This is a genomic window from Burkholderia sp. Bp9140, from assembly GCF_003853425.1.
GTDB lineage: Bacteria > Pseudomonadota > Gammaproteobacteria > Burkholderiales > Burkholderiaceae > Burkholderia.
In genome coordinates this window covers 62754-86948 of the sequence record NZ_QTPQ01000016.1, presented here as the reverse complement: position 1 = coordinate 86948, position 24195 = coordinate 62754, and the positions used below count along the sequence as shown (strand labels likewise).

The 24195-nt window shown below is 60.9% G+C and carries 18 protein-coding genes and 5 pseudogenes; 13 read left to right on the top strand and 10 right to left on the bottom strand.

Features of this window, described 5'->3' with window-relative positions; genetic code table 11:
• Positions 1 to 48: 48 nt before the first annotated feature.
• The 6 genes from DIE21_RS15375 to DIE21_RS15350 all read right to left on the bottom strand — a co-directional run bounded on the left by DIE21_RS15375 (position 49) and on the right by DIE21_RS15350 (position 7191).
• A complete protein-coding gene (locus DIE21_RS15375) occupies positions 49 to 1746 on the bottom strand; it encodes an ABC transporter ATP-binding protein (protein WP_124498502.1) in 1698 nt (565 codons plus the stop codon).
• On the bottom strand, positions 1743 to 2612 hold the full coding sequence (locus DIE21_RS15370) for an ABC transporter permease (protein WP_124498501.1): 870 nt from the start codon (positions 2610 to 2612) through the stop codon (positions 1743 to 1745). Before DIE21_RS15370 ends, DIE21_RS15375 begins: the two co-directional genes overlap by 4 nt.
• A gap of 13 nt (positions 2613 to 2625) precedes the next feature.
• Complete coding sequence (locus tag DIE21_RS15365) at positions 2626 to 3690, bottom strand: ABC transporter permease (protein WP_124498500.1); 1065 nt, start codon at positions 3688 to 3690, stop codon at positions 2626 to 2628.
• 51 nt (positions 3691 to 3741) lie between these two features.
• On the bottom strand, positions 3742 to 5310 hold the full coding sequence (locus DIE21_RS15360; protein ID WP_260432501.1) for an ABC transporter substrate-binding protein: 1569 nt from the start codon (positions 5308 to 5310) through the stop codon (positions 3742 to 3744).
• Between the two features lie 146 nt (positions 5311 to 5456).
• Positions 5457 to 6029: a GNAT family N-acetyltransferase gene (locus tag DIE21_RS15355; RefSeq protein WP_124498498.1), complete on the bottom strand. Its 573-nt coding sequence runs from the start codon at positions 6027 to 6029 to the stop codon at positions 5457 to 5459.
• An 85-nt stretch (positions 6030 to 6114) separates the two neighbouring features.
• On the bottom strand, positions 6115 to 7191 hold the full coding sequence (locus DIE21_RS15350; RefSeq protein ID WP_124498497.1) for an MsnO8 family LLM class oxidoreductase: 1077 nt from the start codon (positions 7189 to 7191) through the stop codon (positions 6115 to 6117).
• 304 nt (positions 7192 to 7495) lie between these two features.
• On the opposite strand from DIE21_RS15350, the gene DIE21_RS15345 reads away from it, so the two are divergent.
• The 4 genes from DIE21_RS15345 (at position 7496) to DIE21_RS15330 (ending at position 13334) form a co-directional block, all read left to right on the top strand.
• Positions 7496 to 8827: an NtaA/DmoA family FMN-dependent monooxygenase gene (locus DIE21_RS15345; RefSeq protein WP_124498496.1), complete on the top strand. Its 1332-nt coding sequence runs from the start codon at positions 7496 to 7498 to the stop codon at positions 8825 to 8827.
• Between the two features lie 774 nt (positions 8828 to 9601).
• Positions 9602 to 10411, top strand: a complete 810-nt coding sequence (locus tag DIE21_RS15340; protein ID WP_124498495.1) for a class III extradiol ring-cleavage dioxygenase — start codon at positions 9602 to 9604, stop codon at positions 10409 to 10411.
• A complete protein-coding gene (gene ypfH / locus DIE21_RS15335; protein ID WP_124498494.1) occupies positions 10408 to 11046 on the top strand; it encodes an esterase in 639 nt (212 codons plus the stop codon). Before DIE21_RS15340 ends, ypfH begins: the two co-directional genes overlap by 4 nt.
• Complete coding sequence (locus DIE21_RS15330) at positions 11046 to 13334, top strand: LamG-like jellyroll fold domain-containing protein (RefSeq protein ID WP_124498493.1); 2289 nt, start codon at positions 11046 to 11048, stop codon at positions 13332 to 13334. The genes ypfH and DIE21_RS15330 overlap by 1 nt, the downstream gene beginning before the upstream one ends.
• An 854-nt stretch (positions 13335 to 14188) precedes the next feature.
• Here DIE21_RS15330 and DIE21_RS15320 read toward each other — a convergent pair.
• Positions 14189 to 14380: pseudogene (locus DIE21_RS15320) on the bottom strand (integrase core domain-containing protein); the annotation flags it as partial.
• Between the two features lie 877 nt (positions 14381 to 15257).
• Here DIE21_RS15320 and tnpA (DIE21_RS15315) point away from each other — a divergent pair.
• The 7 genes and pseudogenes from tnpA (DIE21_RS15315) to tnpC (DIE21_RS15285) all read left to right on the top strand — a co-directional run.
• Positions 15258 to 15653 carry an IS66-like element accessory protein TnpA gene (tnpA, locus tag DIE21_RS15315; protein WP_124498491.1) on the top strand — a complete coding sequence of 132 codons (396 nt, stop codon included), beginning with the start codon at positions 15258 to 15260 and terminating at the stop codon, positions 15651 to 15653.
• Positions 15650 to 15997 (top strand): IS66 family insertion sequence element accessory protein TnpB, encoded by a 348-nt coding sequence (gene tnpB / locus DIE21_RS15310; protein ID WP_006477753.1) that lies wholly within the window; start codon positions 15650 to 15652, stop codon positions 15995 to 15997. Before tnpA (DIE21_RS15315) ends, tnpB (DIE21_RS15310) begins: the two co-directional genes overlap by 4 nt.
• A gap of 29 nt (positions 15998 to 16026) precedes the next feature.
• Positions 16027 to 16854 (top strand): annotated as a pseudogene (gene tnpC / locus DIE21_RS15305) (IS66 family transposase); the annotation flags it as partial.
• Between the two features lie 62 nt (positions 16855 to 16916).
• Positions 16917 to 18362 (top strand): IS1182 family transposase, encoded by a 1446-nt coding sequence (locus tag DIE21_RS15300; protein WP_124498490.1) that lies wholly within the window; start codon positions 16917 to 16919, stop codon positions 18360 to 18362.
• A 246-nt stretch (positions 18363 to 18608) separates the two neighbouring features.
• Entirely contained in the window at positions 18609 to 19022 is a 414-nt protein-coding gene (gene tnpA / locus DIE21_RS38270; RefSeq protein WP_124498561.1) for an IS66-like element accessory protein TnpA, read from the top strand.
• Positions 19019 to 19363, top strand: coding sequence for an IS66 family insertion sequence element accessory protein TnpB (gene tnpB / locus DIE21_RS15290; RefSeq protein WP_124498489.1), 345 nt, complete (start codon positions 19019 to 19021; stop codon positions 19361 to 19363). Before tnpA (DIE21_RS38270) ends, tnpB (DIE21_RS15290) begins: the two co-directional genes overlap by 4 nt.
• A 30-nt stretch (positions 19364 to 19393) precedes the next feature.
• Positions 19394 to 20419, top strand: a pseudogene (gene tnpC, locus DIE21_RS15285) (IS66 family transposase); the annotation flags it as partial.
• A 91-nt stretch (positions 20420 to 20510) separates the two neighbouring features.
• Here tnpC (DIE21_RS15285) and DIE21_RS15280 read toward each other — a convergent pair.
• Positions 20511 to 20690, bottom strand: coding sequence for a hypothetical protein (locus DIE21_RS15280; RefSeq protein ID WP_260432503.1), 180 nt, complete (start codon positions 20688 to 20690; stop codon positions 20511 to 20513).
• Between the two features lie 70 nt (positions 20691 to 20760).
• Between DIE21_RS15280 and DIE21_RS15275 the strand changes: the two are divergent.
• Together DIE21_RS15275 and DIE21_RS15270 are read left to right on the top strand one after the other, a co-directional pair.
• A pseudogene (locus DIE21_RS15275) lies at positions 20761 to 20976 on the top strand (tyrosine-type recombinase/integrase); the annotation flags it as partial.
• An 88-nt stretch (positions 20977 to 21064) separates the two neighbouring features.
• Positions 21065 to 21304 (top strand): annotated as a pseudogene (locus DIE21_RS15270) (transposase domain-containing protein); the annotation flags it as partial.
• Between the two features lie 35 nt (positions 21305 to 21339).
• Here the strand turns inward: DIE21_RS15270 and DIE21_RS15265 are convergent.
• Positions 21340 to 21528, bottom strand: coding sequence for a hypothetical protein (locus DIE21_RS15265; protein WP_260432500.1), 189 nt, complete (start codon positions 21526 to 21528; stop codon positions 21340 to 21342).
• A 286-nt stretch (positions 21529 to 21814) separates the two neighbouring features.
• On the bottom strand, positions 21815 to 23530 hold the full coding sequence (locus DIE21_RS15260; RefSeq protein ID WP_260432499.1) for a glycoside hydrolase family 28 protein: 1716 nt from the start codon (positions 23528 to 23530) through the stop codon (positions 21815 to 21817).
• Positions 23531 to 24195 lie beyond the last annotated feature (665 nt).

Below are 24195 nucleotides of genomic sequence, written 5' to 3'. Positions count from 1 at the left end.
TCGGGAGTCGGTCGGCTCATGGCAGAAGGGAACGAGCTTGGGTAGATATCATGCGAACACGGTGCGCGTAGGCGACGGACGCGCGTCGGGCAGCGTGGGCAATGCATCGAATAGCGACGCGGTGTACGGGTGCGACGGCGAGCCAAACACGCGATCGACTGGGCCGCTTTCGACGACGCGACCACGACGCATTACGAGAATCTGGTCAGCAACGTGATGAACGACGCCGAGATCGTGCGAAATGAACAACATCGCGGTGCCGTGCTCGGCCTGCAGGTCGGCTAACAGGTCGAGTACCTGTGCCTGGATCGACACGTCGAGCGCGCTAACAGGCTCGTCTGCGACGAGCAGCGCCGGATTCGGTGCAAACGCGCGCGCGATCGCGACTCGCTGCCGTTGACCGCCAGACAGTTCGCGCGGGGAGCGGTCGAGGCAGCCGGCGCTGAGCCGCACTTCGTCGAGCAACTGCAGCACGCGGCGGCGGCGCGCGTCGCCGCGCACGCCGACCGCATCGAGGCTCTCACCGATGATCTGCCCAACCGAATAGCGCGGATCGAACGAACTGTACGGATCCTGCGCGATAAGTTGCAACCGCGCGCGGCGGGCACGCCGCACGGCTTCGGGCACGCCGCTCCACGGCGCGCCATCGAGCGCGACCGTGCCGCTGTCTGGTTCGATCAGGCCGAGCACGATTCGCGCGACTGTCGTTTTCCCGGAACCGGATTCGCCGACGATGCCCAGCGTCTCGCCGCGCGCCAGAGCGAACGACACATCATCGACCGTGGCGGGCGCGTCGCGGCCACCGTAGCGCTTCGTCACGGCATCGACGGCAAGCACTCGTGCGCCGGCCTCGATCCGTTTGGGTGGCAGTGGCATGCGCGCGGCGGGAGCGGCAGCGACCTTAGCGTTGACTTGCTGGTCCGCCGCGAGCCGGAAGCCACGCGACGCAGGCGTCGGAATCGCCGCGAGCAACTGACGCGTGTACGGATGCGCGGGCGCGGTCAGTACGTCGCACGTCGGCCCTTGCTCGACAACCTGGCCGGCCTGCATCACGAGCACGCGATCGGCGAGTTCGGCGACAACCGCGAGATCGTGGCTAATGAGCAGCAGCGCGTCGCCGGCACCGCGGCGCGCGCGCAAGAGCGACAGGATCTGCCGCTGCACGGTCATGTCGAGCGCCGTGGTCGGCTCATCGGCGATCAGCAGCGACGCGCCGCCAGCAAGCGCGGTACCGATTAGCACGCGCTGCCGCAAGCCGCCCGACAACTGGTGCGGATACTGCGGCAGGCGCCGCTCGGGTTCGTCGATGCCGACCGAGCGCAGCAGGTCGGTGCTGCGCGCATGAAGGTCGCGCCGCCGCGTGTCGTGCAGAGCCTCGGCAACGAGATCGCGTACGCGCCACAGCGGATCGAGCGACACGAGCGCGTCCTGCAGCACGTAGCCGATCCGGCGGCCGCGGATGGCGCGCCAGTCGCGTTCGCGATGGCGGCGCGCATCGGAGCCGGCGATGTCGAAGCGTTCGGCATCCACCACGGCGTGCGGGCCGTTCAGCCCGACGAGGCTGCGCGCGGTAACGGACTTGCCGGAGCCCGACTCGCCGACGAGCGCGACGCATTCGCCGGCATGGACGGCGAGGTCGAGCGGCCCGACGACGGGCCGTGTGCCGCGCGGGCCGCGGAACCCGATCGTCAGGCGTTCGACGCGGACGATGGGTGTAGCGTGCGAAGCCGGTGCGATGGCCGTCATGTCGTCTCCCGTCGTTCGAAGCGGGCCTGCCAGTAGCCGCCGAGCGCATTCACGGCGACGACGGCCGCGGTGATCGCGAGGCCGGGCCAGACCGCGATCCACCACGCGTTGTACAGGTAGTTGCGGCCCTCGGCGAGCATCAGCCCCCACTCGGCGGCGGGCGGCTGCGGCCCCATGCCGAGGAAGCTCAGGCCCGACGCGCCGATGATCGCGGTGCCGAGCCCGACGGTCGCGAGCACCGGCACCTGCGCGATCGCGTGCGGCAGCACGTGGCGCCACACCAGCACCGCCGGCGCGAGGCCGAGCGTGCGCGCCTGCTCGACATAGCCGGAACCGGCGACGACGAAGGTCTGCGCGCGCACCACGCGCGCGAAACGCGGCACCGATGCGACGCCGAGCGCGAACACGAGGTTCGTGGCGCCCGGGCCGGTAAACGAGATCAGCATCAGCGCGAGCAGCAGGTCGGGGAATGCTGACACCACATCGAGAAAGCGCGTGATCAGTTCGTCGAGCCAGCCGCGCGCGAGGCCCGCGAACAGCCCGAGCGCGGTGCCGAACAGCGTCGCGACCGCGATCGACGCCGCGCTGATCGACAGCGAGTAGCGGGCGCCGTAGACGACCCGCGAGAAGATGTCGCGGCCGAGCTGGTCGGTGCCGAGCCAGTGTTCGGCGCTGCTGCCGAGCTGCGCGGCCAGCGGATCGGCGGCCAGCGGGTCGTAGCGAGTGAGCCAGCCGGGGGCGATCACGGCGACCGCGTTCAGCAGCAGGTAGAGGGCGGCAATTGCGAGGCCCGGATGGCGGCGCAGCCAGCCGGCCGCGCCGAGCGGCGCACGCGGGCGCCACGACAGGTCGAGGGGCGTGGACATCGGATTCTCCGGTTCAATGCCGCGCGCGGCGGTCGCGCAGGCGGGGATCGATGAGGAGGTAGAGCAGGTCGACGGCGGTGCTGAGCGCGACATAGATCGCCGCCGACAGGATCGCGATCGCGAGGATCACCGGCATGTCCTTCGACAGCACCGCGTCGACGGTGATCTTGCCGAGCCCGGGCCGGCCGAATACCTGCTCGGTGATCACCGCGCCGCTCAGCAGCCCGCCGACGAGCCAGCCGGCGAGCGTGACGGCCGGCAGCGCCGCGTGGCGCAGTGCATGACGCACGCGCAGCGCGAGCCCGCCGATGCCCCACGAGCGCACCGTCAGCGCATACGGCTCGTCGAGCGCGCGCTCGATGCCCTGACGCAGCACGCGGCCGATCACCGCGCCCTGTGCGAGCCCGAGCGACAGCGCCGGCAGCACGAGCGACGCGAAGCCGCGATCGCCGGCGACCGGGAACAGCTTCAGCGTGAAGCTGAACACGAACAGCAGCATGATCCCGAGCCAGAACGACGGCGTCGACGCGAGCAGCAACTCGACGCCGGACGCCGCGCGCCCGGCCCAGCGGCGGCCGGCCGTCAGCACTGCGAGGCCGACCGCGAACACGAGCGTCACGACGAGCGCCGCGCCCGTCAGCTTCAGCGTCGGCCACAGCTGGCCGATCACGAGCGGCGCGACGTCGGTGTTCAGGATGTAAGAGCGGCCGAAGTCGCCGTGCAGCACCCGCCACAGGTAGTGCAGGTACTGCAGCGGCAGCGGCTCGTCGAGCCCCCATTCCTGGCGGATCGCGGCTTCGATCTGCGGTGTGCTCAGCTGCTCGCCGATCAGGATGCTGACGATGTCGCCGGGTGCGAGATGCACGGCCGCGAACGACAGCGTGACCGCGGCCCACAGCACGAGTACGCCGGTGGCGAGCCGCGTCGCCACAGGTGAGCGCAGCCAGCGGCGCCACGCGGCCGGTGACGATGCGGGCGGCGCGGCGGGCTCGGCGGGCGTGGGCGCCGCGGCGGGCTCGGCGGGCGTGGGCGCCGCGGCGTCATGAACGGAAACGGGTACGGAGCTTGGATGGTTCATGCTCGGCTTCTCCCCGGTGCCGCGCGTAGCGGACCGGTGTGGCTTGCTCGCTTACTTTTTCACCCACACGTCGTACGGGTTCTCGGGCATCTGCGCGAACGAGCGGAAGCGCAGCCCCTGGACGGCCTTCGCGGCGGCGATCTGGTCCTCCGGTTCGTACAGCGGCACCGCGTACGCCTGCTCGTTGATCGCGAAGTGCTGCAGCTCGCCGTACAGCTTCTTGCGCTCTGCGACGTTCTGCGTGCGCGCGGCCGCCTGCAGCCAGCGCGTCAGTTCCGGCGCCGCCGCGCGGCTGTAGTTCAGCGCGCCGCCGCGATCGACGGGCAGGTAGTGGCCCTCGATGTCGATGCCGTCCGGCGGCGTGTTCGAGTTCGCGATCGAGCCGAACTTGCCGGTCTTGCGCGCCTCGACGTACGTGCCGTCGTCGACGTACTGGATCTTCAGGTCGACGCCCAGGCGTTGCCGCGCCTGCGCCTGCAGTGCCTGCAGCAGCACGTCGCGCTGGTCGCGCACCGTCGCCTGCGCCTGGATCACCGCGATCGTCAGCCGTTCGCCGTTCTTCGTGCGGTAACCGCCGCTGTCGCGGACGTTCCAGCCGGCTTCATCCAGCAGCTGGTTCGCGAGCTTCGGATTGTTGCCGTAGGTCCTCTCGATCGATGCGTCGTAGAACGGATCGATCGGTGATGTGATGCCCCATGTACGCGTGCGCTCGCCGCGATAGATCGACTGCACGATGCCGGTCGCGTCGAGCCCTTCGAGCAGCGCGCGACGCACTTTCACGTCCTGCGTGGGGCCATACGCGACGTTCAGGAACAGCGAATATGGCGTGCCGGTGTTCAGCGCGCGGCGGTAGGTGAAATCGGCGTTCTTGCCGATCAGCGCCGCGTCGTTGCCCGACACGCCTTCGATCACGTCGACCTGGCCCGACAGCAGTGCGCCGGTGCGCACCGACGATTCGGGCAGGAACCGGTAGACGACCCGGTCGAGATACGCGGGGCCCTGGTGACCCGCCGTCGGCGGCGCCCAGCGATAGTCGGGGTTCTTCGCGAATTCGATTTCCTGCCCCTTCACGTAGCGGCGCAGGATGAACGGGCCGGTGCCGGCGATGTCGGTGCCGCCCGACTTCAGGCTCGGCCGGCCGAACGCGTTCGGCGACAGCAGCGGGAGCCGCCCGGCGAACGTCAGGAATGGTGCATACGGCGCATCGAGCGTGATTACCACGGTGCGCGCGTCCGGCGTCTTTACGTCGGCGATATGTGACACCAGCCGCGCAAGCTGGGTGCCGGCCGAGTACGACAGTTCACGCGCATTCAGGAAGTTGCGCGCGACGGCCTTCGCGTCGAACGGCGCGCCGTCGCTGTACTTCACGTCGTCGCGCAGAGTGAACGTGTAGGTCTTGCCGTCCTCGGACACACGGTAGCCGGTCGCGAGCCACGGCACGTAGCTGCCGTCGGTCTTGCGCGCGAGCAGGCTCTCGTACGCGTTGCGCAGCAGCAGCTCGACCTTGTCTTGGCCGTTCAATTGGGGATTCAGCGTGCGCGGCTCGGTTTCGACGCCCCAAGTCAGCGAGCCGCCGGACACGGGCGTGCCCTGCGCGAATGCGACGGATGACAAAGCCACGGATGACAAAGCGAGTGCGAGCAGAAATGCGGCCGACACCGTGCCGCGCGACGGGCGAAAATCGGAATCAGGAAATGCGAATGTCATGCAAGGGAAGTCCTTCACCAAAGGCGTAGCGGGTGGAACAGGGCGCGCATCGACAGGAGTCATGCAAGCGCGTGGATACGCCCGCCGGGTTCGTTGTCAGGCACAGCACCATCCCGGTAGAGATCCGGAATCAGGATTTTTCTGAGCCACACGAGCGGCGTGCCGAGCGCATTCGTAGAGTGATCAAACGCCACGTAGCCATCGCGCTCGTAGTACGGCCGCAGCCATGGGTGGTTGGCCGCAGTCGCGAGATAGGTCATGGGCGCCTTGACCTGTGCTGTCAGGAACTGAGACTCGACATGTGCGATCAATGTGCGGCCGAGTCCCTGTCGCTTGAACGCGGGCGCGACCGCGAACCAGTGCAGGAACGGATAAGGCGTGCGATGGCGTTCGCCCGATACCCACGGAAACCGCACGGTAAGCGTTGCCGCGAGCGCCAGGCGGCCGTCGTCGTCCGGATGTTCGAGTACGAACGTCGTTTCTCGCGCGACGGTCTGTGCGACGCGCTCGATTGGCGAGCGCGTGATCGTGAAGTGCACACCCTGCGGCACGAGCGGCGCATATGCGTCCTGCAGCAACGCGTAGAGGGTCGGCACATCGTCGGCGCCGGCGACTCGGATCGTATCGGTCATCGTGCGACGCTCTCGAGGTCGGGTTCGCTCGTGGCGACGGTGATGTTCGATTTTTTTGCATCCGCGGCCGGCAACACCGGATCCGCTACGCATTGCAAACCTGCATGGCTTCCGGGGGCGGCCGGCACGCGGCCAGAAGTTGCAGCGACGCAACGCGCGGTATGGGATCAGCGAGTGGTGTGTCCACGACGAATTCGGCGATCCCGTAGCGGTGATGCAGTGCGTGGAGCTCATCCAGCACGTCGTCGCGCGTGCCGTGCACGATGCGCGTCTCGCGCGGGTCGATCCGGTACGGGCCGCCGCCGGCCTGGCGGATATACGCGTGCGCCTGTTCGATGCTGCCGACGTTGACAGCCGGCGTGTCGCCGACCCGCACGCGAAAGCCACGATGCCCGTCGGCGAGTTCCGCGGCTGCATCGCGCGTGCCAGCGACGATTACGGACAGCGCGAGCAGCGGCGTTCGACCGCCGGATGCGTCGCGATACGCGTCGAACGTTCGCTCCAGATCCGCGGTGGATGCGTTTATATGCGATGCGTAGACGAACGCCCAGCCAAGCTGAGCGGCGAGCGCGGCGCTTTCGGCGCTAGCGCCGAGCAGGAACGGCTGCACGGGTGCGCCCGGCTGCGGCGTCGCGCGCAGCGTCGAGTCGTCGTGCGCGGTTTCGTCTGCTGGTGCGTCAAATTCTCTAAGATAACGATTCAGCTCGGTCGCGAGTTCGGTGAACGATGCGCGACGGGCCGGATCGTATCCGGCCTGCAGTGCGCGTGTTGACAGCGGCAGGCCGCCAGGCGCCTTGCCGATGCCGAGGTCGATGCGATCCGGCGCGAGCGACGCGAGCAGGTTGAAATTCTCCGCGATCTTGTACGGGCTGTAGTGCTGCAACATCACGCCGCCGGAGCCGACGCGGATGCGCTGTGTCTGCGCCAGCACGTGCGCGATCAGGATCTCCGGCGACGGGCACGCGAGCGCGGCCGTGTTGTGATGCTCGGCGAGCCAGTAGCGATGATAGCCGACGCTGTCGGCGAAGCGCGCGAGCGACACGCTGCGCGTCAGTGCATCCGACGCGGTTTCGCCCGGCGCGACGGGGCTCTTGTCGAGCACGCTCAGCCGGAACGGGAGCGAGGGAAGGGCGAAAGCAGAACGAAGGGAGTCGGATGTCATGGCATTGCGATCGGCGCGTGCTAACCAGGCCCGACCAGGTTGTTGTTGGACACGCGGAATTATTTTTCGGGGCGAAGCTCTGGGTCAAACAATCAAGACGAATATGAAAACCCGAATATGTTTGTTCCGGTGAACTGGGGGGCTTGCGTTATGGTCACGGACGTCGCGGACTATTTGACGCTTACATGGATTCGCGGATGGCGGGCTTTCTGGCCAGGAGAACCGATGTATCCGTTTCATACCCGTATTTCCCAGTGGAACAAAAAGGGATGCTAATGAAAGGATCGGACGAAAGAGGAGCGGCATGAGTAGCCAGCGTAGGAGACTTAAAACCCTGGTCGGCGCGGCGAACGTGATATGCGTGCAGGGCGACCCAAGCGTAGCGCACGGCATGCATCGCGCGGCCTCGCTCGCGCGCAAGGCGGAAGCTGAAAAGATCACAGGCCTTTTCACTGCAGACCTGTTGCAGGCTGATCCGGCCGGGCTCGCCGGCAACACCGGCAGCCAGGAGCCAATCGTCGCGCTGGCCGCGCTGAGCCAGGCGACCTCGTCAATCGGGCTCGTCGCTACAGTGTCGACCACGTACCACCATCCGTACAATCTCGCGCGGCTGATTGGTACGCTCGACCATGTGAGCGGCGGCCGTGCGGCATGGAACGCGGTCACGTCATCGGTCGGCGAGGAGAATTTTGGGGATGCCGCGCTGCCCGACCCGGAGCAGCGCTATGCACGTGCGACCGAATTCGTCGAAGTCGTCAACGCACTGTTCGACGCAAACGACCCCGCAGCGGCGCGACGCGCGGCGAGCGGTAGCGTGTCGGTCGATCCGCGCAAGCTTGGGGCGATTGGCTACCTCGGTGAGCACTTCCAGGTGCAGGGACCGCTGAACGTGCCGCCGTCACCGCAACGGCGCCCCGTGCAGTTCCAGGCGGGGCAGTCGGCAAGCGGCGTGACGCTTGGCGCACGATATGCCGAAGTCGTCTACACGTCGCAACCAACGCTCGACGACGCGCGCAAATTCGTCACCGAACTGCGTCGGCAGGCCGCCACGTTTGGCCGGGGAGACAGGCTGCCGTTCGTGATGAACTCATTCCATTCGGTAATAGGGGAGTCCGACGCTGATGTTGCGCGGCGACTGCGCGAAAAGCACGAACGCATCGATTATGAGCAGGGAAGACTGAAACTGGCCGACATGCTTGGTGGTAGCATCGACCTGCGAGATTTGCCGCTCGATCAACCTTTGCCGGAGTCACTGCTGCCAGAGATCGATCGCGTGCATCGCAGGCGCGGTCGCGTCGCGATCTTCATCGGCTATGCGCGGCAGCGACTGACGCTGCGAGAGCTAATCATCCGCGCGCAGGAGACCGGACACTGGTTCGTTGCTGGCACGCCAGAACAGCTCGCTGATGCCATCGAGGCCCGTTATCGGGCCGGGTTGGTCGACGTGCTGTCACTCCACGGACTCGGCCAACCGGACCAGGAAGACCTACTGATCAACGGGCTGCTGCGCGAACTCCGAAAGCGTGCCATTGTTGACACGGACTACCATGGTGATGATTTCCGATCGAACCTAGAATTGCCACCGTTGCAGTCGAAAACCGAGCAGCGCTCAATAACCCATCACGAATGGAGTTGAGACTCCCCGGCCGGGTCAAACTCACATGCCCAGTAGCCACCAGCTCGCCGCTCGTTCCACAAGTTGACAGTGTGAATAAGGTCACGAGTTGCGGCGCGTTCTTCCGCAACCCTCGATAGCGGCCCTTGGAGTTGCCGAGCTGCCGTTTCATCACCCGGAACGGGGTTTGACCTTGTCCGGGATGCCGCCCTTGATCCGCTCTCTCTGTTGCGTTCAGCGGATTGTCTTTGTGCAAGCCTCGGCGGTAGCCGGCTTCTTCGCGACGAGCCAATTCATGCTGGCCCGAGCCTTCGGGTGCTCGTGTGGCCCTGCTGGTGGCCCCAACGCCAAACGCGTCAGCTTCTTAGCGATGCAGCAGGATGTTGGTTCCGAGCACGTCGCTAACGTTGCCCGCGGTGCCAGCACCGTGCGTGCCGGTTCGGATTCGGCATCCACGCCGACGTGTGCCCGAATTTCCACTTCCAAATTGGACATTTTTTGTGGGCTAGAGTCCATGCGAGCGCCTTTGATGGAATGCATTAGCCATGGTGCTCTCAAAGGTTGAAATGAAGGAACCGCCACCAACGAGCCGACGATCCAGGGTTACCAAATGGAAAGTACCTGTCGCGGCTTCGATCACTTTGTTAGTCTTCTTACCGCTCTTAGGCAACGCAAGAAAAAATGATGGAGCATAAATCACTGGAGGTTTTCGGCCCGGAGGAAGTGTTCGTTGCGCTCGTAGAGAAAATGGATAGATTTTCACCGGTGAAACCATTGCCATACTAGCAGATCGATATGAATCGTTTGCCGAGCCTATTTGTTTCGCACGGGGCACCAACTTTCGCGATGAGGCCGGCCCAGGCCGGCCGAGTTTTGACGACACTGGGTCAATGCATATCCAAGCCACGAGCGATTCTTGTGGTATCACCACATTGGATGACGTCAAAGCCGGTCGTTGGCATGACGGAAAGACCGACGACAATTCACGACTTCGCCGGTTTTGACCCCCTCTTATACGAGATCGAATATCCAGTTCTCGGTCATCCTGAATTGGCGCAGCTCACTTTCAACGTGCTCAAGCAAGCGGGATGGTCACCGAGCCGCAATATTGTGCGCGGATTGGATCATGGTGCTTGGATTCCATTGATGCACATGTTCCCGAATGGTGAAGTGCCGACATTTCAGGTTTCCTTACCCGAAGATTTGAACGCTGACGATGCATGGGCTTTGGGGGAGGCACTTGCGCCGCTTTCTGAGGAGGGCGTTCTCATTGTCGGTAGCGGTAGTACGACCCACAATCTTCATGAACTTCACTTCAATTGCGATTCTGAGGCTATGCCCTACGTCGTTGAGTTTTCTCGATGGCTGCGTCGTGTAATAGCGAGTGGAGATGTAGATCGGTTGCGCCGGACCTTGGAGCTCGCACCGCACGCTCAGCGGGCTCATCCCACATCGGAGCATTTCTGGCCATTGCTCGTAGCAGCCGGTGCAACTGGCCTGGCGCTAAACGCTGCAATATTCGAGGGAGGCGTTACGCACGGAGTGTTGTCTATGGATACCTACCTGTTTGGTCACTCATCTAGGGGCAAGGACTCGATCGCATGAATGATTTCGCAACTGGTTCAAACTTGGATCTTGTTGTTCACCGACCCGAGCGCGTGACGAGTCTTATTCTGCTGTTTCATGGCGTGGGTTCGCAGCCAGAGAGTCTCACCCCGGTCGGTCGAATATTGGCGGGTCGCTTTCCTGATTCGCTGATCGTGAGCATATGTTCTCCCGAGCCACTTGGACGTGGCTGGCAATGGTTTTCCACGCACGACGTGACCGAAGCCAATCGGCCCGGTCGAGTGGCTACTGCAATGCCGAATTTTCTCACCGCGGTTCGCAGATGGCAAACCTGTGCCCAGGTTGATGCGGGGAATACGACGCTTATCGGCTTCTCCCAGGGCGCCATCATGGTGCTAGAGGCAAGCCAACTGGCGGGCGACGCCATAGCTGTGCGGACCGTCGCGATAGCGGGTCGCTTTGCTGTTCCCCCACGCACTGCACATCAAATGACACCAAAGATTCACCTGATCCACGGCGACGCTGATCACGTTATGCCCGTACAGCTTGCTGTCGAAGCTGAGCGCAACTTGCGCACGCTTGGCGTTACCGTAACCCTCGATCTCGTACCACGCATGGGGCATGAAATCGATGCGCGTGCAATCGATAACGTAATCCGACGTTTGGAGAATTGATGGTGAAAAAACGTAAGTTCGAGCGTGTGAGGACAAAAATCCTTAGCGGGGAACAATCAGAACGCGGAATCAACCGAGGCGAAAGAGCCGTCGGCGTGCTCGATCCGTTGTGGTCAATCGGGAGCAACATTTCACGACGGACATTCTTGCAAGGTCTTGGTGCGCTGGCATTGACTGGATGCGGCAGCGGCTTCGACAACGATACTACGAGCCGCAGCGCGGCGTCCAGTCGCCAGATTGCAGTTAGCGCGCAGTCTGAGATCAACTCGTTTGTACATCCCGGGTTACTCCATACGCAAAGCGATTTCAACCGGATGGCGCAGAAAGTGGCAGCGAGCGCATCGCCTTGGATCGATAGCTGGAATAAGCTGCTGGGAAGTTCTTTTGCAAGCTCGAGCTGGACACCAAATCCCCATGCAGTGGTCTACCGAAACTACCCCGGTCAACCCGACAATTTCCTGGATCTATGCCACGACGCGGCGGCGGCGTACGCCAATGCGTTGATCTGGAAGATTCGGGGGGACACAGCAGCAGCTAACACCGCGGTCGCGATTCTGAATGCTTGGGGGGCCACGCTCACGCAAATCGCAACAACGAACGGCTACTACGATGGCTATCTCGTGGCGGGCTTGCAGGGCTATCAGATTGCAAACGCCGCAGAGATCATGAGAACCTACTCCGGCTGGGTTGCGCAAGATTTCGCTGCCTTTCAGCGCATGATGCTGAGTGTGTTTTACCCAATGAACCAGGGGACGTCTGGTCTGACAGGTAATGCGCCAGCGGTATACTCGAGCTGGGATCTGAGTGCCATGGCAATGGTTCTTTCGGTCGGGGTGCTTTGCGACAACCAAACCATTTTTGAAGAGGCGATTACATACTTCCAGAAGGGTATCGGAAACGGTGCTATCGCCCAGATGGTCTACTACATGCACCCGGGTTATCTGGGGCAAACGCAAGAGGCGGGACGTGATCAAGGCCACGATACGCTCAGCATCTCGATTGTTAGCAACTTCTGTGAAATGGCCTGGAATCAGGGTATCGATCTATACGGTTACGCAAACAATCGCGTTCTCGCTGCATGCGAATATGTCGCGAAAGGCAATCTGATCCAAACCGGTTCAACCTATTATCCAGTTCCTTTTTCCACGTATGTCGTACCAGGTGGCGGGACGGATACGGTGTTTTCTACGCTAGCCCAAGGCACCGCTCGCCCGGAGTGGGCCTTAATCTACAATCACTATGTCAATCGGCGCGGAATTGCCTCGCCTTTCAGTGGAAAATTCGCATCGCTTGTCTCTCCTGAAGGTGGCGCTGGATACTATGGGACTACCAGCGGCGGGTTTGACCAACTCGGATATGGGACATTAACTCACACACTTGATCCGGTAGGGGCGGGCGCGTCACCCAGCGGACTCTCGGCGGTGACTCAAGCGGGACAGGTCGTGCTGTCGTGGTGGGGCACAGCGTACGCGACAAGTTACACCGTCAAGCGCAGTACCACGTCGGGGGGAGCGTATGCCGTGGTAGCAAGTGGTATCTCCGACCTGCTTACATATACCGACACGGGTCTTTCGCCGGGCAAGTACTACTACGTCGTAACGGCGACCGTGCCATCTGGCGAAACGGCGGCATCCAACATAGCTCCGGCCGTGATCGGCGTGTTGCTGGATACGGACCTGCCGTTCAACGACGCGACTGGCATGACCGCCGTAGACGGAACAGGAAACGCACATAACGGAACACTACTCGGCGGTGCGACATGGGTGACCGATAGCGTCCGTACGGCTGTTTCGCTGAACGGAAATGGCGCGTACGTGAGCCTACCTGACGACATTGTATTGGCGGCTGGCGATTTCACGATCGCGACGTGGGTATACTGGAATGGCAGTCAGACGTGGGCACGCATCTTCGATTTCGGTGCAAGCATCAATCGCTATATGTTCCTCACGCCATATGACAGCAACGGTAGACTCAGCTTCAGTATGTCGTTGTCCCAAGGTTACCTGACGTCGAAGGTCGAAGGTCCGGGCCCACTTATTTCGGGTAGTTGGACGCATGTTGCTGTGACTCTTGGGGGAAACACAGCTACGCTCTATGTCAACGGTAATGCAGTGGCGTCGAGCGATGCCATGATGTACTACCCGTGCGACATCGGCCATAGCACCAAAAATTGGGTCGGTCGATCTCAGTTTGAGAACGATCCGACTTTCAATGGAAAAATCGCTGGCCTCCGCATCTATCGGGGCACCCTATCGGCGAGCCAGGTTGCAGCGCTTGCATCAAGTTGAAAGCATGTTGATTCTTGTGACGTCACCGTAGCAGCCTGCTCGCTGCGCTTGACGAAAATGGGGGCGCCCTAGCCGAAACCGTGGCTGGAATCCGGCAATCGTCGGATGCGATGCGCCTCGCCACCGGAGAAATCGCATCCGGCTATTCTGACGCGCTTCGCCTTGCGCTCAGTTTCTTTTTGGTAACCACCTTACGTCCACGCAGAGCGTGTGCTAGCTTTGTGCATGGTGCTTAGGTTCTCTTGGAGACGTGGCGAACTGTTCCCATGCTTGCGATGCGGCAATAGCGTCTCCATCGGGAACAGGAAGAGTTGGCGCGCGATTGGTTAAGGGGTGTTTGCCTCTGGCCGAACACGTGATGACGAGCGAGCTGACTGTCTACTTGGATCGAAGGGTGCCTTCGCTTGATTTCCGTGTTCGCGACTTTACCCATTAACTACTGCTAGGAAGAGAAAGCCATCGACCACCTCCGTGCAACCCTTACAATGCCGTTCCTGGCGATCGATTCGACCGTCTGTTTCTCGGCTTATGGCTTGGGATGGGGCTATTTCTCTTTTGCACTCTGTCCGCGGACGGTTTGCGAGAAACTGGGCGCCTCCGACGAAGATCCGACGCAACTACTGCTTTCCTTCGAGCTCGGAAAGCAGCGGATCCTGGATGCGATTGTTCAGAGAGAATGGCCCCACGACGGGGGGCGTATATTACTGGCGAGTATCGATCTTTAGGGGCGGCGGTTAAATTCGCGGACTGGTTTATGTCGCAGTCGCCAGCGGCGGGCTCGCTCGCACGAAGCTGCGACGTGCAAATAGATCCCCATGTTGCTACTCTTGATTTCACGCGATGGCGGGTTACTCTTACGTTACCTGCCCTGAGCACACCATTCGCAATTTAGCGGACTCGTCGGTTTTCGGTTGATGCGGCTGCCGGAATTGGCCCGGCGCCAAGTGCCCCAAGGCACTATGCGGGCGCACCGAGTTGTAGTCCGTGGGCCACGTTTCGATTCGCTTGCGTGCATCGTTGAGACTAACGAACGCATGCTGGTTTAAACATTCTTCGCTTAGTCAACCGTTGATGCTTTCGATGTGCGGGAACTCCCGATTCTACACATCGATGATGGTAAACAACGAATGCGTCGGCCATGCACCACCGCGTCAGCAACAAAAGCCACCGCCCGGGTTTGGTCCGCGCTGTTGGACTCCGCATGACCGCGAGTAGATGACTCGGGCGCTTCTTTCGGCATTTCAAGCGAAGCGACAGGCCTCCTGCGCAGTACAGCCGCTCAGTGCGCTTATGGTTCTGGGCCAGGCCCTCCCGGCGTAGCAGCATGTGCGGGCGAGTGGGGTGAAACCGTGGCCACTTCCAGCCGGCACGCGTAGCCGTTGCCGCAGTTCGTGGTCGGCGTCAGGCGACGCCGACCGTCGGAATGTCCGGTGATTCAGGCAGAAAGTGCGAATGCACGTGGGAGATCTTGCGCCTGCTCACCGGGAAGTTGAATCATATGCGAATCTTACAATGCAAGGTACGTAAGCGGCCGGGCAACCCATCTTGAAGTTCGGTAAAGCTCTTGGGGGTATCGTGTCCACCTAACGAATAAGCGGACACGTGAACACTATCGTCGAAAAAGGAATGCCCTCCGAACGCCGCCGGCGGCGACGCTACAACGAGGAATTCAAGGCCAGACGTAGCTGCCTGCCACGGTACCGGAGTATCGGTCGCAGCAGTCGCGCTGGAGCACAGGCTCAACGCGAACCTGCTGCGACGCTGGATCGATCAAGCAGAAGGCAGGCTTCCGAAGGGCGTGCCCGGCCGTCCGGCAGATTTGCAACCGACAACCGCACCGTAAGCGAGTCTCCAGCACCGTCTCGACGGCCTGACCAGAAATTGCCAGAGTAGTCCCCACCACTTCAAGTAGCGGGGACTACTTTGACAACAGAAGCACCAAAGAGGATTGGCCGCAAAGGCATCCCGAATCACCCGCTCGAATTCCGGCGCGAGATGGCCAGGCTGGCATGCGAGCCCGGCGTGTCAGTCGCGCGCCTGGCAATGGAGCACGGCCTGAATGCGAATCTGGTGTTCAAATGGCGCCGTTCGTTACGGGCCGGCGAATACGATTCGGCTGGACTGCTACCGGTGAAAGTGGAGACGCCGCTTGCCGAGACTACGCCGCTGGTGCCGGTGTCGGCGCCGACCACGATACTGACGGGCGCGATTGAGATCAACGTAGGCAACGCCCATGTCCGCATCGAAGGCGCTCCGGACGAGAGTACGTTGACGCTGGTGCTGCACATGTTGCGCGGCATGCAGGGGATGGCAGCGTGATCGGTTTGCCGAGTCGAACTCGCGTCTGGTTGGCTGCAGGCGTGACCGACATGCGCTGCGGGTTCAACACCCTGGCGGCTAAGGTCCAGACCGTGCTGGAGCGAGATCCGTTCAGCGGGCACGTGTTCGTGTTTCGTGGCCGGCGGGGCGATCTGGTCAAAGTGCTGTGGTGGAGCGGCGACGGCATGTGTCTGCTGATGAAACGCCTGGAGCGTGGGCGCTTCATCTGGCCGCGCGCCGATGGCGGCGTGGTCTGCCTGAGCCAGGCCCAGTTATCGATGCTGCTCGAAGGCATCGACTGGCGGCAGCCGGTGCGTACGACCGAGCCGAGTTCGGCGTTGTAAACCTCCCGGCGCCCGCGTAAACTGCGGGCATGACCGCGGTCAACGCCTATCCGGATGACATCGAAGCGCTCAAAGCCTTGTTGCTTGAGCGCGATGCGCGCATCGGTCATCTGGAAGATCTGGTCGAATCACACGAAGCCGTGGTGGCCACGGGCAAGGCCGAGATCGAGCACCTGAAGCTGTTGATCGCGAAGCTGCGCCGTATGGCATTCGGGCGCAGCTCCGAGAAACTGGATCGTCAGATCGAGCAGCTCGAACTGAAACTGGAAGATCTCGAAGCCGACGAAGGCGCCGCGCCCATCGAGATTCCCAAGGCACCGCGCACGGTACCGGAACAGATACAACGCAAGCCGCTGCCGGAGTATCTGCCGCGCGACATACGAACGTACCTGCCGGAGTCCGACGAAACCTGCACGGCGTGCGGTGGCGCGATGAAGCCGCTCGGCGAAGACGTGTCCGAGCAACTGGAATACGTGGCGGCCAGCTTCCGCGTGATTCGCCATGTTCGACCGAAACTGGCCTGCACCTGTTGCGATCAGATCGCACAGGCGGCAGCGCCAAGCCGCCCCATCGAACGGGGTCAGGCCGGCCCGGGACTACTTGCACATGTGCTCGTGGCGAAGTTCAACGATCATCTGCCGTTGTACCGTCAGTCGGCGATCTACGCCCGAGAAGGCGTGGAACTGGATCGCTCGTTGCTGGCGAAATGGGTGGGGCACAGTGCCAAGCTACTGCAACCGCTGGTCGATGCGCTGCGCCTGCATGTGATGGCAGCCACGAAGCTGCACGCCGACGATACGCCAGTTCCGGTGCTCGCGCCGGGCAATGGCAAGACGAAAACCGGGCGGCTGTGGGTCGAGGCTGTGTGAAAACGCGTTGATCACCTAGACTGAATCAACGCGTTCAGGATGGGTGGCCCATGAAGCGATTCGTTGAAGGCGATGACCGCAAGCAGGTAGCGCTATTGCCCGAATGCCTGGACGATTTCGTTGCCGAGGATAACCCGGTCAGGATCGTCGAGGCCTTTGTCGAAGAGCTTGATCTGAACACACTTGGCTTCACCAGTGTCACGCCTTCGACGACAGGCCGCCCCTCCTACCATCCGGCAGTGCTACTGAAAATATACATCTACGGCTACCTAAACCGGATTCAATCAAGCCGACGCCTGGAACGCGAATGTCAGCGCAATATCGAGCTGATGTGGCTGACTGGCCGCCTAGTGCCAGACTTCAAAACGATAGCTGACTTTCGACGCAACAACGGCACAGGTATTCGCAACGTCTGTAGTCGGTTTGTCGTGTTGTGCCGCGATCTCAAGCTGTTCTCCCAGGCCATGGTCGCCATCGATGGAAGTAAGTTCAAGGCCTCCAATACACGCGACCGAAACTTTACGACGGGCAAGATCGATAAGCGGCAGCAGCAGATCGAGGAAAGCATCCATCGTTACCTGGGCGCATTAGAAACGGCCGATCGAACGCAGCCGCCCGAGGTGGAAGCCAAAACGACTCGACTCAAAGAGAAGATTGCGCAATTGCAGGGGCAAATGCGTCACCTTGAGCAGATCAAAGAGGAGTTGAAGACGCTGCCTGACGGACAGATCTCGCTGACGGATCCCGATGCACGTTCCATGGCGACCAGTGGCCGTGGTTCTGGGATGGTCGGCTACAACGTGCAGATCGCCGTAGATGCCAAGCACCATCTTATCGTTGCGCATGAAGTTACGAACGCGGGTAGTGACCGCGCGCAGCTAAGTCCAATGGCGCAAGCTGCTCGTGATGCCATGGGTAGAACCAAATTGAAGGCTATCGCTGATCGCGGGTATTACAGTGGCCCACAGATAAAGGCTTGCGAGGACGCGGGCATTGCCGCCATTCTGCCCAAGGTCACGACATCCAGCGCGAAGGCTGATGGCCGCTTCGATCGGGCCGACTTTATTTACATTGCCCGGGATGACGAATATCTATGCCCGGCCGGGCAACGTGCGATCTACCGGTTTACTGGTCTGGAACATGGCATGTATCTACGTCGTTACTGGAGTAGCGCCTGTATCGGCTGCGCCATGAAACCACAATGCACGCCAAGCAATTACCGGCGGATCACGCGCTGGGAGCACGAATCAGTGCTGGAAGCTGCGCAGCGAAGACTGGACCGAATGCCGAATGCGATGACGGTGCGAAGACGGACAGTTGAGCATGTGTTCGGGACGTTCAAGCACTGGATGGGCTACACGCACTTCCTGACTCGCCGGTTTGCCAACGTGAGCACCGAAATGAGTTTGCATGTACTGGCATACAACCTCAAACGCGTCATAGCGATACTCGGGTTCTCGAAAACCATGAAGGCAATGCGGCTGGTGGGTGCGTGAAGCACTCCAGGGTGCTCTTACATGCCGAGGGACGACAGCAACTCGGCACTGAAGCCATGGCGACACTCCTCGTTCACCTGAAGGCTGCGAAAATGCGGCACGGGATCTGCGCCCGCCGACGCTGAGTTACGTGTTTCCACACAGCCTCGGTCGTAAGCGGCTCGGGCAGGCCGTTCGGCCACGGGGCCTGATCGAATGTATCGTAGTTCCCACTAAATTTTTTTAGTGGGAGCTAAAGTGGACGAGATGTCGGCCAGCAAGAGCGTGAAGTCGAGCAAACGACCGAACTTCGCGGACGAATTCAAGCGAGCGCTGGTCGAGCAAACGTTCGAGCCAGGTGCGTCGGTATCGCTGGTTGCGCGGCGTAACGATGTCAACACCAACTTGCTCTTCCGATGGCGTCGCCAATATCTTGAAGGTGCATTTGGTCCACCGCGCCCTGAACATGTAGACCAGAAATCGGCCGATGCAATTCCGACGTTGCTGCCGGTAAGTATTGTTGACGAGACCGCGGTCGCGGCAACTGCGATGACGACCTCGGAAGCCGCGTCATTGGCAGAAGGTGTTTGCGAGATCGAGTTTGAACGGGCACGGGTTCGTCTACGCGGTGATGTATCACCAGCAACGCTGAAGCTGCTTATTCGCGAGCTGTCACGATGATCGGCTTTCCAGCGGGTACGCGCATCTGGCTCGCTGCGGGCGTGACCGACATGCGCTGCGGTTTCCAGGGCTTGTGTGCGAAGGTGCAGACGACGCTCGAAGAGAACCCGCTGGGCGGCAACGTCTTCATTTTTCGCGGTCGCCGGGGCGATCTCGTGAAACTGCTTTGGGCGACCGACGACGGGCTCTGGTTGCTCGCAAAACGATTGGAGCGAGGCCGTTTTATCTGGCCGCAGGCCGACGGCGGAAAGATCCATCTGACGAGCGCTCAACTGTCGATGCTGCTCGAGGGCATCGACTGGCGACAGCCGCGACGTACTGCCGCTCTGTCGATGTTGTAAACCGCATCGAAGGCTCGTAAACTGCGACGCATGTCCAAAGATGCGCCGCTTCCTGCCACCGTCGCTGAGCTCCAGGCCCTGGTGCTCGCGCAGCAGGCGTCGCTGCTTGAACAGCAAGCCTCGATCGCAAACATGGTGCGGGAGATCGCCGCTCGCGATGACGAAATCGAGCGCCTGAAGGTACAGATCGATAAGCTCAGGCGGATGTACTTCGGGAGCAAGTCCGAGAAACTGGCCCGGCAGATCGATAAACTTGAGGCGCAGCTGGAAGACCTGACGGCCAGCCAGGGTGCTGCAGAGACGCGAGGACAGCAGAACAAGACGTCGAAGGCACCACCTGGCCGAGCGTCCACACGAGAGCCACTGCCGCCGCACTTGCCGCGCGACGAAATCGAACTCACGCCGGATCCGGCTTGCCCCAAGTGCGCGACGACGATGCAGCGACTTGGTGAGGATGTATCCGAGCAGCTCGCCCGCGTGGCGGCCGCGTTCAAAGTGATCCGCACGATTCGCCACAAGCTGTGCTGTCCTGATTGCGGTCACATCGAACAGCCCGCGATGCTCAGCCTGCCGATCGAGCACAGCATCGCGCATCCGAGCCTGCTGGCCGATATTGCGGTATCGAAGTTCGCCGACCACCAACCGCTGTATCGTCAATCGGAGATTGCGGCACGCGACGGCGTGACACTGGATCGCGGCAGCATGGGGCGCTGGCTCGGGCAGATCGCCGAGCTTTGCGTGCCGCTTGTTGGAGCGATCCAGCGCTATGCATTGGTTCCTGGCAAAGTGCACGTTGACGACACACCAGTCGCGGTGCTCGCGCCAGGCAACGGCAAAACGACGACCGGACGCTTCTGGGTCTACGTGCGCGACGATCGCCGCGCGGGCTCGACGGACCCGGCTGCGGTATGGTTCGACTTCTCCTCGGATCGCAAAGGGGTCCACCCTCAAGCCCGGCTCGCCGCATTCCACGGCATCCTGCAGGCCGATGCCTACGCCGGATTCGATCAGTTGTACGCGAACGGCAAGATCCAAGAAGCAGCATGCTGGGATCATTATCCCGAGTTGCGTTTTATGCCGAGTCTGATGGCGTCGCCGTTGCGCGATCAGCCGTCACGCGTCGCTGATCACGACATAAATCCGGGAGTCAGAGAGAGTTTAGAAACGCCAGAAGATTCGGTGTGGGCTTCCATGGCCTCGCTTTGGCGGACTGAATCCCTGCATGCTGCCAGAACGTTTCCAGCGCATCACGTTTCATTTGCAGGTTGGTTGCAACGTAGCGTCCGGTCGTTGCGATACTCACGTGGCCAAGATAGTCGCGAATCACGGTTATGTCAGTACCGGACTGCAATAGCGCGACGGCGCAGCTATGCCGATTATCTACCCAACGATATAAGAGGCACACGGCCGCGATGAGCCTGATGCATCACGGTGTCGACCTAACCGTGATCGCGCTCTGGCTCGGCCACGAGTCCTCCGAGACTACTCAGATCTACTTGCACGCCGACATGCAACTCAAGGAACGCGCGCTCGCGCACGCCACGGTGAGTGGCGTCGCGCCGACACGCTACAAACCTCCAGATCCGTTGCTCGCCTTCCTGGAGGCTCTCTGATAATGCCGACAATCCGAGCGACCGGGAACAGAGATCCGCCCAACCGTCGTGTGCGTGGATTCGTGACGCGGCATAATCGGGGAGTCGGCATAACTGGGTTGAAAACCAGATACGTCCATGGGCGATCGGCCGGGGCAACTGGATGTTCGTAGGCTCGCTGCGTGCGGGGCAACGTGCCGCCGCGATCATGAGCTTGATCCGTTCGGCGCAGCTTAACGGGCATGATCCGTACGTCTACCTGAAAGATGTGCTTACGCGATTGCCCACTCATCGCGCCGACGACATCTCGCAACTACTTCCGCATCGTTGGGTGCCCGCCCTTGGTTAAGGGCCGGTGCCGACAACCCACACGCAGGCAAGGAACTAGCGGCGCACCTCAACGACCTTAAGGCCGAGGGAGTCGGCCAGTGCTGTTGCCTCCTCCGGTGTCTCACAGCAATCAACCCAGAAGGCGGTACCGGCAACAGCGATTGCGTAGGGCGGGACATCGCTGCCGCATTCGTTCTGCTTGTAGATCACCACTTCGGCACCAGCCTCGAGGAAGTCGGACATCTCAGCACGACACTCCGGAAAAACCTTGGCAACGTGGTTAGCTTGGGCAACTGTAAGACGCATGGGGAAATCACTCACTGGAAACTGACGACGCGAGAAACGAACTCGGTGATGCCGATACGCTATCACATCGCATCAGCTTGGCAAGCTAAGACCGTGCCACGAAATACTCGTCGTCCAGATGTGTTCCCCGGGCGCTTACCAAGGTACAAGCTGCGACCTCTACCCGCCGGCCAATGTTGCTCGAGTTCTTTGCAATCTTGAGAGCGGGCACATAACACGTACGCTAGATCGGTGACACCGATAGCACAGTGTGCAATGGCACAAAGGCGTTGTCACAATCCACCGGTTCTGAACGGCCGGGCGCGCCAGTTACCGAAACATCATTGTCGGGAGACTGCTCGATAGACGATGCGAAGCTGACGGCACCAGGTCCCAAAATGAAATGTGTGGCCGCTGGTATTATTGATGGACCGCCATTATGACCGGACGCAAAAGTGGGTTGGGGACCGTCAAACACAACGTTGTTCAATGTGATCGACAAAGGATTCATTATGCCCTCGGCATCGAAGCCTGCGAATGTCAATTGCCCACCACCGTACTTCCTGCTTCCTAACGAATGCAGGCCGCTGATCGTAATGTTGGTAAAAATCGGATACTTTGTACCTGATCTTGGATTGCGGTAATACGAGTCGAATACGAGCGGTTGTCGTACACTCCGCATGCAGACGTTTCGATAGATGACGTTGCTGACGGTGCCTCCGCGAGAGGAATCGGATTTGATGCGTAGACCAACCCCTGCCGAACTGTCGAAGCCGTCTATACTCAAATCATCCACCACCATGCTACTCAAGCTGGAGTCAGTTTCACTGCCGATAGACATGCCGTGGCCATAATAGAAGTGATTGTGCATGAAGGCGATATTGTTCGATCGTTTCCTTCCGTGTGATTTGACTGCGACATTGTCGTCACCGTCGCTGATATACGAATAGGCGAGCAGAACGTTGCTGGATTGACCAGGATCGAAGCCATCCGTGTTCTTTGCCGTTTCGGGTGTAAAGCAGGTAGCCGGCGTCTTTTTGTCGGGCGTGGAATTGGGAGAGCAGGCGTAACCTGGTGCAGAATACTCGAGTGTCGGCGAGAGGATTTTGATGCCCCAGATGGTGACTCCGTATACACCGGTTGTTACGATGTGCGTGTTTGGGGCATTCACGATCGCGACTCGATACATTACGAAGCCGGATCCATTGTGCACGTGGATCAATAATGGATTTTGCTGATGTAGGTTCTGAGTCTTGTTCTGGTAAGCAACATCCCACCATGAGCGTATGCCAGCATTGGGGCCGTTGGTGAGCACGCTGCCGCCTCGGCCATCGATAGTACCTTCTCCGATAATACCGCTTCCTTCTGTTTTGTCTGCGAGGATGAATGGACTACACGCGTTCTCCTCAGTGATGGTCGCGGTTCCACACGTACCGCGACCATTGTCGTAATCTGCAGGATTGCGCGACGCAAACAACGTAACACCGTAATCGATCCACAGGGATACGCCTGACTTCAAGACAAGCGGTCCGCTGAGGAATCCGGTTGCACCGGTGTGACCTGCAGTAAGTTTGACTGCGGTGCCGGAAGGGCAATCATTGATCGCTTTCTGGATACGGGCTGTATCAGGTTGCGAGTGAGTAGGATCCCGATCAACTGCATCAATAGAGCCGTTGGCAGGCGAAAGGGAGGCATTCAATGTGACGCACGCCGCAGTGGGCAAATGTGGTTCGCTGATGACGCCCCACTGCGTGACAAGGCCCGTCAGCTGGGGCGCAGCGGTGGTGCCTTGGGGGGCCAGATTCGAGGCGTCGGCGGTACCACCGCAAGCCGCGAGGGCTAGAATGGTCGCGAACATGGCCGCAAACGTGCCACAACCTTGTCCGATCTGCAGAACTGGCGAACGATGGAGATTTGCACGCTGTTTTCGAGGTTTTTTCATTGCTTGGTCGGTTGACATTTCAGTTTTTCATATTTTGGGCCAGGCATTAAATATGAACGAAACTGTCCGCTAGTCGGGCGAAGGTTACGAATCGATTTCGACGTTTATGGGCGTGACCGATCGACAGGGGGCTGTTATCGACGAATCGGAGGCTGTGGGCCAGAAACGAATTGGTTCACGTGCGTATTCTCTTTCGCTACGTCGCCGTCCGAATAGTCGAAGCGTTGGTCACACTCGGAGTCTTTGTGAACGCGATCGAAGTTGAAGATGTCTTAATATTCACTGATAAACACTCCATAACAATCTCAACCTGTCAGCGCATACCAAGAATCGACTTAGAGATCCGATCTTGGGTTCCTATCCTGTTGCGAGGTCCGGAGAAGCGAACAGTTTGTGCATGCACTGTTTTAATGCTCTGCGATGTGGAAGTCTATTGGGGTTACCTTCTGGTAACTTGCTCCGTGATTCAAGTCCGACATGCCGGATGCTAGGCAACATGAGCGAAGGCCTTGGTAACGTCGGCAAATGCGTCGACACCGAAAGTGTCATCCCGGCGCTGGATGATCTGCACCGCCAGCGTCCGAGCGTCGGCGCGCGTCGCGAAGTGCGGATACGTCTGCAGCGCAGAAGATTGACCCGCTTGCTTCTTTGGAGCGTCGACAGGCGCGTCCACCTCCGAAAAT

Excerpts from the sequence above, each read along its gene's own strand:
- DIE21_RS15350 (WP_124498497.1), bottom strand. The coding sequence starts at position 7,191 with ATGACATCCGACTCCCTTCGTTCTGCTTTCGCCCTTCCCTCGCTCCCG.
- DIE21_RS15370 (WP_124498501.1), bottom strand. The coding sequence starts at position 2,612 with ATGTCCACGCCCCTCGACCTGTCGTGGCGCCCGCGTGCGCCGCTCGGC.
- DIE21_RS15375 (WP_124498502.1), bottom strand. The coding sequence starts at position 1,746 with ATGACGGCCATCGCACCGGCTTCGCACGCTACACCCATCGTCCGCGTC.
- DIE21_RS15300 (WP_124498490.1), top strand. The coding sequence starts at position 16,917 with ATGAAGCGATTCGTTGAAGGCGATGACCGCAAGCAGGTAGCGCTATTG.
- DIE21_RS15355 (WP_124498498.1), bottom strand. The coding sequence starts at position 6,029 with ATGACCGATACGATCCGAGTCGCCGGCGCCGACGATGTGCCGACCCTC.
- tnpB (WP_124498489.1), top strand. The coding sequence starts at position 19,019 with ATGATCGGCTTTCCAGCGGGTACGCGCATCTGGCTCGCTGCGGGCGTG.
- DIE21_RS15365 (WP_124498500.1), bottom strand. The coding sequence starts at position 3,690 with ATGAACCATCCAAGCTCCGTACCCGTTTCCGTTCATGACGCCGCGGCG.
- tnpA (WP_124498561.1), top strand. The coding sequence starts at position 18,609 with ATGTCGGCCAGCAAGAGCGTGAAGTCGAGCAAACGACCGAACTTCGCG.
- DIE21_RS15260 (WP_260432499.1), bottom strand. The coding sequence starts at position 23,530 with ATGTCAACCGACCAAGCAATGAAAAAACCTCGAAAACAGCGTGCAAAT.
- DIE21_RS15330 (WP_124498493.1), top strand. The coding sequence starts at position 11,046 with ATGGTGAAAAAACGTAAGTTCGAGCGTGTGAGGACAAAAATCCTTAGC.
- DIE21_RS15340 (WP_124498495.1), top strand. The coding sequence starts at position 9,602 with ATGAATCGTTTGCCGAGCCTATTTGTTTCGCACGGGGCACCAACTTTC.
- ypfH (WP_124498494.1), top strand. The coding sequence starts at position 10,408 with ATGAATGATTTCGCAACTGGTTCAAACTTGGATCTTGTTGTTCACCGA.
- DIE21_RS15265 (WP_260432500.1), bottom strand. The coding sequence starts at position 21,528 with ATGTCCGACTTCCTCGAGGCTGGTGCCGAAGTGGTGATCTACAAGCAG.
- DIE21_RS15345 (WP_124498496.1), top strand. The coding sequence starts at position 7,496 with ATGAGTAGCCAGCGTAGGAGACTTAAAACCCTGGTCGGCGCGGCGAAC.